A 7229-nucleotide genomic window follows, 5' to 3' on the forward strand; every position below is an offset into this window, starting at 1 on the left:
TTAGCCTTCAGCTAACAACATTAGCTATGGAGGACGAGATGACCGAGTACCTGACCGTCGCGGACGGCACGCTGGCCTACGAGGTGACCGGGACGACCGGCCCGCTGGTGGTGCTCGCCCACGGCATGGGCGACAGCCGCGCGGCCTACCGCTTCCTCGTCCCGCAGCTCGTCGCCGCGGGCTACCGGGTCGCCAACACCGACCTGCGCGGCTGCGGGGAGTCCAGCGCGGTGTGGCCCTCCTACAGCCGCACGGACATCGCCGGCGACCTGCTCGCCCTCGTCCGGCACCTGGGCGGTCCGGCCGTGCTGGTCGGCCACTCCATCTCCGGTGGGGCGGTCACCGTCGCTGCGGCGCAGGCGCCCGAGCTGGTCACCGCGGTGGTCGAGCTGACGCCGTTCACCCGCAAGCAGGCCGTCTCGCTGGGGAGCCTGCGCTCGTCCCGGTTCCGCCGCGGCATGCGGCACCTGGTCCTCATGGGCGTGCTGGGCAGCGCCAACCAGTGGCGCAAGTACCTCGAGGTCGCCTACCCCGGCGCCCGGCCGGCCGACTGGACGCAGCGGCTCGAGCAGATGGATGCCGAGCTGGCCGAGCCGGGCCGGATGAAGGCGCTGCAGAAGATGGGCACCACCGCGGCCACCGACGCCGGCGCCGCGCTGCCCGACGTCCGCTGCCCCGTGCTCGTCGTGCAGGGCACGCTGGACCCCGACTGGGCCTCGCCGCAGGCCGAGGGCGAGGCCATCCTCGCCGAGCTGCCCGACGGCATCGGCCGGCTGACGATGATCGAGGGCGCCGGGCACTACCCGCACGCACAGTTCCCCGACGAGGTGGCCGCCGCCGTCCTGCCGTTCCTGGAGTCCGTCGGTGCCTAGGGCCGGGCTGGACCCGGCCGCGGTCGTCGCGGCCGGGGCGGCGCTGGCCGACGAGGTGGGCTTCGGCGCGCTGACCATGGGCGGACTGGCCGAGCGGGTCGGCGTCCGGACGCCGTCGCTGTACAAGCACGTGGCCGGGCAGGAGAACCTGGTCCGCCGGATCGCCGCCCTCGCGCTCGAGGAGGCGGCGCAGGCGGTGGGCGCCGCGATCCAGGGGTTGTCCGGGCGCGACGCCCTCGCCGCGGCGGCCCACGCCTTCCGGGCCTACGTGCTGACCCACCCGGGGCGGTACGCGGCGACGATCGGGATCGAGGCGACCGGGCCGGACGACTCGATGGCGGTGGCGGCGTCCCGGGCGCTGGACTCCTTCCGCGCCGTGCTGCGCGGGTACGACCTCCCCGCCGCCGACGAGGACCACGCGCTGCGGACGCTGCGCAGCGCGCTGCACGGCTACGCCACCCTGCAGTCCGCCCAGGGCTTCCGGTGGTCCGCGGACGTCGACGAGAGCTTCGAGTGGCTGGTCGACCTGCTCGACCGCGGCCTGCGGGGCAGCGCCGCACCGCGCTGACCCGCCCGTGCGCCGCCTACATTCGGGGCATGTCGTCCACCCGCAGGCCGCTGGACGAGCTCCGCGAGACCGTCGGCCGCCTCGGCGAGCAGCTGCCGCGGCCCGGCGGGCGCGGCGTGGACGAGTTGGTGAGCGACCTCTTCGGTGGTCGGTCCGCGCCGGCCCGGCCGCTGGCGGCGATCCAGGCGGACCTCGCTGCGCTGATCGGCCTGGAGGCGGTCAAGGAGCAGGTGCAGGCGCTGGTCGCGTTCCTGCAGGTGCAGGCCCGCCGCAAGCAGCACGGTCTGCCGGAGGCGGCGACGTCCCAGCACCTGGTGTTCCTGGGCAACCCGGGCACCGGCAAGACCACGGTCGCGCGGCTGCTCGCCGAGATGTACCGGGCGGTCGGCCTGCTGCAGAAGGGCCACCTGGTGGAGGTCGACCGGGCCGCGCTCGTCGGGCAGCACGTCGGGGCGACCGCGATCAAGACCGACCGGGTGGTCCGCTCGGCGCTGGACGGCGTGCTGTTCATCGACGAGGCCTACTCGCTGGCCCCGGAGGGCGACGGGCGCAACGACTTCGGCCCCGAGGCGATCGAGGTCCTGCTCAAGCGCATGGAGGACCACCGGCACCGCATGGTGGTGATCGTGGCCGGCTACCCCCGGCTGATGGAGGCCTTCCTGGCCTCCAACCCCGGCCTGCGCTCCCGGTTCGGCCGGGAGATCCGGTTCCCCGACTACTCGACGGCCGAGCTCGAGGCGATCTTCGTGAGCATCGTGGCCCAGCACGAGTACGTGCTCGAACCCGGCGCCGAGACGACGCTGCGCGCCACCCTGGCCGGCATCCGGGCCGGTGAGGACACCGGCAACGCCCGCTTCGCCCGCACCCTGTTCGAGCAGTCGCTCAACCGGCAGGCGCTGCGGCTGACCCGCGACGGCAGCGCGGAGGACCTGGACCGCACCGCGGTCACCACCCTCACCGCCGGGGACGTCGCCGAGGCCGCCCGCGCGCTGCTCGGCGAGCCGGTGTCCCCGCCGGAGCTGTCCCGCTGGCAGCGCTGGCTCGGGTAGCTCAGTCCTCCAGCAGCCAGACGGCGGTGTCGGCGGGGAGCGCGACGGTGCCGTGCGCGCTGCGGACGTGGGTGGACGACGCCAGCAGGACGGTGCCGGCGTGCGGCACGAGGGCGGTGTCGGTGCCCATGTTGAGCACGCAGGTCACGGTCTCGTCGTCCCCGGCGCAGCGGACGGTGAGGACGTCGCCGCTGGTGCTCACCGTCGCCGTCCCCGAGCCCAGCGCCGGGTGCGCGGCGCGCAGGGCCAGCGCCCGGCGGTAGAGGGTGAGGGTGGAACCGCCGTCCCGGGTCTGGCGGGAGACGGCGTGCTGCGCCCAGTTGGCGGGGATCGGCAGCCACGGCTCGGCGGCGCCGTCGGGGGAGAAGCCGACGCCGGCAGAGTCGTTCCACGGCATGGGCACGCGGCAGCCGTCGCGGCCGGCCCGGGCGCCGCCGCTGCGGTGGAAGATCGGGTCGAGCTTGGCCTCGTCGGGGACGACGGCCTGCGGCAGGGCGAGCTCGTCGCCGGCGTAGAGGTAGGGGGAGCCGGGCAGCGACAGCATCAGCAGCGCCGCGGCCCGGGCGCGGGCGGTGCCCAGCGCGCCGCCGCCGAACCGGCTGACCTGGCGGTCCTTGTCGTGGTTGCCGAGCACCCAGGAGACCGGGGCGCCGACGGTGGCGAAGGCGTCCAGCGCGGTCTGCACGCCGTCGGCGAAGGCGGCGGCGTCCCAGCCGGACTTGATCAGCCGGAAGGAGAACGACTGGTGCATCTCGTCGGGGCGGGAGTACAGCGCGACCTGCTCCAGGTCGGCCAGGCAGACCTCGCCGACCAGCATGGTGTCCGGGTACTCGTCGCAGATCGCCCGCCAGCGGCGCCAGACGTCGTGCACCTCGGGCTGGTTCCAGGTCATGGCCTGCTCGGGGCCGTGGCCGAAGAGGGTCGGGGAGTAGGTGCCGGGGTTGTCGCGCAGCCCGGCGTCCTTGACCAGGCCGTAGGCGACGTCGACCCGGAAGCCGGAGACGCCGCGGTCCAGCCAGAACCGCAGGGTGGCGTCGAAGTCCTCGGCGACGGCGGGGTCGCGCCAGTTGAGGTCGGGCTGCTCGGGGGCGAACAGGTGCAGGTACCAGCGGCCGTCGGGGGTGCGTGACCAGGCGGGTCCGCCGAACAGCGACTGCCAGTTGTTCGGCGGCTGCTCGGACGCCGGGGCGAAGTGGTACCGGGACGCCTCGGGGGCGTCGGGGTCGGCGAGGGCCGCCCGGAACCAGGCGTGCTGGGCGGAGGTGTGGTTGGGGACGACGTCCAGGATCACCTTGAGCCCGAGCGCGCGGGCGTCGGCGATGAGCGCCTCGAGGTCGGCCAGGTCGCCGTAGTCGGGGTCGACGGCGCGGTAGTCGACGATGTCGTAGCCGCCGTCCGCACCGCCGGAGGGGTAGTGCGGGTTGATCCACAGCGCGTCGACGCCGAGCCAGACCAGGTAGGGCAGCCGCGAGCGCAGGCCGGCCAGGTCACCGATGCCGTCGCTGTCCGAGTCGGCGAACGAGCGCAGGTACACCTGGTAGACCACGGCCGAGCGCCACCACTCCTGGGTGGGCGCGGGCGCGGCAGGGGACGGCAGCGCTGCCAACCGGGTTGCCATGACTCCGTCATCGGCAGCTGTGCGGTGCCGCTGTGTGGCCTGAGTCACCAGTCCTGCGGCCGGGGTTTCAGCAGATCACTCCGTGGTCGGGGCGCCCGGTCCGGGGTAGAAGCCGTTGGACACCTGCCGCCGGGCCGCGGCCTGCTGGTCGGCACCGGGGAGGCCCTGCACGCTGTTGCGCAGGGCCTCGAGGGTGGCGACGCGGTTGTTCTCGTAGACGGCGTCCGCGTCGGCGGCGTCGGGGTTCACCCAGACAGCGGCGATGACGACGTCGTCCTCGCACTGCTCCGGGGCGAGCACGCCCTCGCTGACCGCGTCCGCGACCCCGGCGGCGACCCCCGCCTGGGCGGCGCCCCAGGTGAGGGTGCGGTGCGCGGCGGTCTCCGGCGCGGACTTGGTGACGAAGAGGGTGAACGGCTTCACCGCGGTGCCCGGCTGCAGGCAGACCACGAACGGGGCGTGGCCCTGGGACGGCGTGGCGAGCGCGGTGGCCCAGGCGGTGCCCACCGGACCCAGCCGCGGGCCGAGCACGGTGTTGACGTGGGCGACGTCCGGACCGCTGCCCTGGAAGCTCTCACCAATCAGCACGCGCTCAGTCTCCCCGCGCGACGAGGCCCGACACCGGCAGGGCAGCCTGGACCGGTGGCCGACGACCGTGACCCCTTCATCCGCGTCCGCCGGGCCCGCGAGCACAACCTGCAGGACGTGGACGTCGCCGTCCCGCGGGACTCCCTGGTCGTGTTCACCGGCGTGAGCGGGTCGGGCAAGTCGTCGCTGGCGTTCGGCACCATCTACGCCGAGGCGCAGCGCCGGTACTTCGAGTCGGTGGCGCCCTACGCGCGGCGGCTGATCCAGCAGGTCGGGGCGCCGGCGGTCGAGGAGATCACCGGGCTGCCGCCGGCGGTGGCGCTGCAGCAGAGCCGGGGGACGCCGAGCAGCCGCTCGACGGTGGGCACGGTGACGACGCTGTCCAACTCGCTGCGGATGCTGCTGTCCCGGGCCGGGACCTACCCGCCGGGTGCGCCGCGGCTGGACTCCGACGCGTTCTCGCCGAACACCGCGGCCGGCGCCTGCCCGGAGTGCTCGGGGCTCGGCTCGGTGCACGAGGTCACCGAGCAGACGCTGGTGCCGGACCCGTCGCTGAGCATCCGGGACGGCGCGGTCGCCGCGTGGCCGGGTGCCTGGCACGGCAAGAACCTGCGCGACATCCTCACCGAGCTCGGCCACGACATCGACCGGCCGTGGCGGGACATCCCGGCGCAGGAGCGGGACTGGATCCTGTTCACCGACGAGCAGCCCGAGGTGACCGTGCACCCGGTGCGCGGGCCGGGTCAGATCCAGCGCGACTACGTCGGCCGGTACCAGGGCGCCCGGGCGTACGTGATGCACACGCTGGCGGCGACGAAGAGCCCGACGATGCGCCGCCGGGTGATGCAGTACGTGACCACGCGGCCGTGCCCGGTGTGCGGCGGCGGCCGGCTGCGGCCGGAGTCCCTCGCCGTCACGGTGGCCGGGCGGGACATCGCCGAGCTCACCGCGCTGCCGATGACCGAGCTGGTGCCGGTGCTGGAGGCCGCGGAGCTGCCGGAGGTGGGTCGCGGCATCGTCGCCGACCTGGTCGCCCGGATGGCGGTGCTCACCGACCTGGGGCTGGGCTACCTCAGCCTGGACCGGACGACGCCGACGCTGTCGCCGGGGGAGCTGCAGCGGCTGCGGATCGCCACCCAGCTGCGCTCGGGCCTGTTCGGCGTGGTCTACGTGCTGGACGAGCCGTCGGCCGGGCTGCACCCCGCGGACACCGAGCAGCTGCTGACGGTGCTGGACCAGCTGACCGCCGCCGGCAACTCGTTGCTGGTCATCGAGCACGACATGGCGCTGGCCCGGCGGGCGGACTGGGTCGTGGACGTCGGTCCGCACGCCGGCGTGCACGGCGGGCGGGTGCTCTTCAGCGGGCCGGTCGCCGGTCTGGCCGAGGTGGAGGAGTCGGTGACCCGCCGGTTCCTGGTCGACCGGCCGCCCGTGGCCCGTCAGCGGCGCTCGTCGTCGGGGGAGCTGGTGCTGACCGGGATCACCCGGCACAACCTGCGCGACGTCGAGTTGGTGCTGCCATTGGGCGTGCTGACCGCGGTCACCGGGGTGTCCGGGTCGGGGAAGTCGACGCTGGTGAGCCAGGTGCTGGCCGACGTGGTGGCCCAGCACCTCGGCACCCCTCCTGACGAGGAGGAGCACGAGGTGCTCGACGTCGGGGGTGTCGGGGCGCGCGGGCTGGAGCGGGTCGACCGGTTGGTGCGGGTGGACCAGAAGCCGATCGGCCGGACGCCCCGGTCGAACCTGGCGACCTACACCGGCCTGTTCGACGTCGTCCGGAAGCTGTTCGCGGCCACCGACGAGGCACGGGCCCGCGGCTGGTCGGCCGGGCGGTTCTCGTTCAACGTCGTCGAGGGCCGCTGCCCGACCTGCCAGGGGGAGGGCGCGGTGACCGTCGAGCTGCTGTTCCTGCCCGGGACGTACGCGCCGTGCCCGACCTGCGGCGGAGCCCGGTACAACGCCGAGACGCTCGAGGTCACGCTGGACGGCCGGACGATCGCCGAGGTGCTGGACCTGACCGTCGAGACCGCGCACGAGGTCTTCGCCCAGGTGCCCGCCGCCGCGCGCAGCCTGACCGCGCTGTCGGAGGTGGGGCTGGGCTACCTGCGGCTGGGCCAGCCGGCGACGGAGCTGTCCGGCGGAGAGGCACAGCGGGTCAAGTTGGCCAGCGAGCTGCAGCGGGCCCGGCGCGGGCACACGCTCTACGTGCTGGACGAGCCGACGTCGGGCCTGCACCCGGCCGACGTTGAGGTGCTGATGCGGCAGCTGCAGTCCCTGGTGGACGCGGGGAACACCGTGGTGCTGGTGGAGCACGACATGGACGTGGTGGCGCAGGCGGACTGGGTGCTGGACCTGGGGCCCGGTGGTGGCGACGCCGGCGGTCGCGTCGTCGCCGCGGGGACGCCCGAGCAGGTGGCCGGGGCGGACAGCACCACCGCGCGCTTCCTCGCTGGTCGGACACGTGCAGTCGAGGTCTAGCTGTTGCGGTGCATGAGGTTGTTGACAGCGGGGCGGTAGGGGCCGGGACGTAGGAC

General features: G+C 74.3%; 6 protein-coding genes. 4 read left to right on the forward strand and 2 right to left on the reverse strand.

Annotated elements, in window-relative coordinates; translation table 11 throughout:
• Positions 1-38: 38 nt before the first annotated feature.
• From UXQ13_RS21690 to UXQ13_RS21700, 3 genes are read left to right on the forward strand one after another with little or no spacing between them, the layout of a single operon-like run.
• The gene (locus UXQ13_RS21690) at positions 39-872 is read left to right on the forward strand and encodes an alpha/beta fold hydrolase (protein WP_336392943.1); all 834 of its coding nucleotides are present in this window, start codon (positions 39-41) and stop codon (positions 870-872) included.
• The gene (locus UXQ13_RS21695; protein WP_336392944.1) at positions 865-1440 is read left to right on the forward strand and encodes a TetR/AcrR family transcriptional regulator; all 576 of its coding nucleotides are present in this window, start codon (positions 865-867) and stop codon (positions 1438-1440) included. Before UXQ13_RS21690 ends, UXQ13_RS21695 begins: the two co-directional genes overlap by 8 nt.
• A gap of 29 nt (positions 1441-1469) precedes the next feature.
• Positions 1470-2489, forward strand: a complete 1020-nt coding sequence (locus UXQ13_RS21700; RefSeq protein ID WP_336392945.1) for an AAA family ATPase — start codon at positions 1470-1472, stop codon at positions 2487-2489.
• Between the two features lies 1 nt (position 2490).
• Here the strand turns inward: UXQ13_RS21700 and UXQ13_RS21705 are convergent, their stop codons facing one another.
• Both UXQ13_RS21705 and fae read right to left on the reverse strand, forming a co-directional pair.
• Positions 2491-4107 (reverse strand): glycoside hydrolase family 13 protein, encoded by a 1617-nt coding sequence (locus UXQ13_RS21705; RefSeq protein ID WP_336392946.1) that lies wholly within the window; start codon positions 4105-4107, stop codon positions 2491-2493.
• A gap of 75 nt (positions 4108-4182) precedes the next feature.
• Positions 4183-4695 (reverse strand): formaldehyde-activating enzyme, encoded by a 513-nt coding sequence (fae, locus tag UXQ13_RS21710; protein ID WP_336392947.1) that lies wholly within the window; start codon positions 4693-4695, stop codon positions 4183-4185.
• Positions 4696-4749: 54 nt separating this feature from the next.
• On the opposite strand from fae, the gene uvrA reads away from it, so the two are divergent.
• Positions 4750-7173, forward strand: a complete 2424-nt coding sequence (gene uvrA / locus UXQ13_RS21715) for an excinuclease ABC subunit UvrA (protein WP_336392948.1) — start codon at positions 4750-4752, stop codon at positions 7171-7173.
• Positions 7174-7229: the final 56 nt, after the last annotated feature.

This window comes from Klenkia terrae, from assembly GCF_037083865.1.
Taxonomy (GTDB): Bacteria; Actinomycetota; Actinomycetes; order Mycobacteriales; family Geodermatophilaceae; genus Klenkia; species Klenkia terrae.